Here is a 1,890-nt window from a genome sequence, read left to right on the forward strand (position 1 = left end):
TTTAGTAAACCGATTCTGTGAAGCAACTCCAACCGATATTTGCGAGGAAGCCGTGGATAAATTTGCCGAGTTTATTCTGGATCCATCTAAAATGGATCAGATTTTAGCCGATCTCGATAAAATTGCAGATACTTATTGGAGTGGTCAGTAAATAAGTAAACCGAGGGGGATTTCAATCGAGTCCCCCTCTTCATTAAAAGGGGTGTTGGGTTTGGTTGGTGAAAAGATCAGCGCCTATCTTTTTTTAGTGCCGGCTATCGTAATGGTTGTTCTTTTTTTATTGATTCCAGCTGGTTACACAGTAGCAGTGAGTCTTACTAAATGGGATGGGCTCAGTGCACCAAAATTTACTGGTCTGGGGAATTATTTTCGGTTCATTCAAGATACGGTTTTTTTGACCTCTTTAAAAAATACCATTATTTGGGTTATTTTTACCTTAGCTCTTTCGGTGTTGCTGGGACTTTTAATTGCCTACTTCGTCAACCGGGTGAGGTTTGCCTCATTTTTTAAAGCGGTTTTTTATATTCCTCTTACCATTTCTGCAGTTACCACTGGGTTAATTTGGTTATGGATGTATTCACCCGATTTAGGAGTCATCAACACCGCATTGACTGCTTTAGGATTTTCAGGACGATCATGGATGTCGGAAGTTCCTCTCAATACTTATTCCATGATCATCTCCTGGACCTGGAAGACGGTTGGTACCAATATGGTGATCTTTTTAATCGGTCTTCAAGCGATTCCCGTTGATCCGGTTGAGGCTGTCAAGCTCGATGGAGCTACCGAATGGCAAACCTTCCGTCACGTGGTTTTTCCCATGCTAAAGCCGATAACCACCGTGGTCGTCTCAATGAGCTTAATTAATTCTTTTAATATTTTTGATATTATTTATGTCATGACTGGCGGAGGACCTTATCGATCTTCTGAAACCTTAGCCGTTTCAATGTTCCGGGAATCTTTTGTTCTCTTTCATATGGGATACGGAGCGTCAATCGCAATTTTTCTCTCGGCAATCGTCTTATTTATATCCTGGATTTACATCCGAGAAGTTACCCGACATGAATTGAAATACTGAGAGGATTAAAATATGAGCTGGAAAAAAGCCATCATTTATGGAATATTAATCATTCTCTGTTTTCTCTGGATTTTACCAATTTGGCCAACGGTTTTAGTGTCCTTGAAAAGCAATCTAGAATTTGGCGTTCAAAAATTTTGGGAACTCCCCAGCCAAAATGCTTTTTGGCCTAATTTAGTGAAAGCCTGGAACCAGGCAAAATTGGGACGATACTTCATCAACAGTTTACTCTACGGGTTAATCGGTGCTGTTGGAGCAATTTTTATTGCTTCTCTGGCAGCTTTTAGTATTTCTCGATTAAATATTAAAAACTCTTTCAGCTGGTTTTTTCTGATTTGGAGCGGAACCATTTTCCCTTTTCAAATGTACCTCATACCTCTATTTAAAATGTATATGTCCTGGGGTCTGTATGATACTTTTCTTGGGATGATTCTCTTTTATATTGCTATCTGTATTCCCTTTTGTACCTTTATTTTTCGTAATTATTTTCTCACCCTTCCTGGAGAGGTTCTGGAAGCTGCCAAATTGGATGGATGTAGTAATCTAAAAGCCTATTGGAAAATTTTTATGCCTCTTTCTAAGCCGGCAATAGCTGTACTTCTTCTTTTTCAATTCACCTGGGTTTGGAACGATCTGATGTTTGGGATGGTTTTGACCCGATCTACCGAAGTAAGACCAATTATGGTGGGATTAGCACAATTGCAAGGTTTTCGTGCCGGTTCAGGAACCGATATCCCCAGTTTGATGGCTGGAGCTTTTGCCGCTTCACTCCCAACCATCATTCTGTTTGTTTTCCTCCAGAGATATTTCATTGA

The 1,890-nt window shown here is 39.9% G+C and carries 2 protein-coding genes; both read left to right on the forward strand.

Features of this window, described 5'->3' with window-relative positions; all coding sequences use genetic code 11:
* Positions 1–211 precede the first annotated feature (211 nt).
* A complete protein-coding gene (locus PLK24_RS11160; protein WP_324479156.1) occupies positions 212–1,075 on the forward strand; it encodes a carbohydrate ABC transporter permease in 864 nt (287 codons plus the stop codon).
* Between the two features lie 12 nt (positions 1,076–1,087).
* A partial coding sequence (locus PLK24_RS11165) for a carbohydrate ABC transporter permease (RefSeq protein WP_324479158.1) occupies positions 1,088–1,890 on the forward strand: 803 nt, incomplete at its 3' end.

Origin of the sequence: Atribacter sp., assembly GCF_035418125.1 — a bacterium.
Lineage (GTDB): Bacteria > Atribacterota > Atribacteria > Atribacterales > Atribacteraceae > Atribacter > Atribacter allofermentans.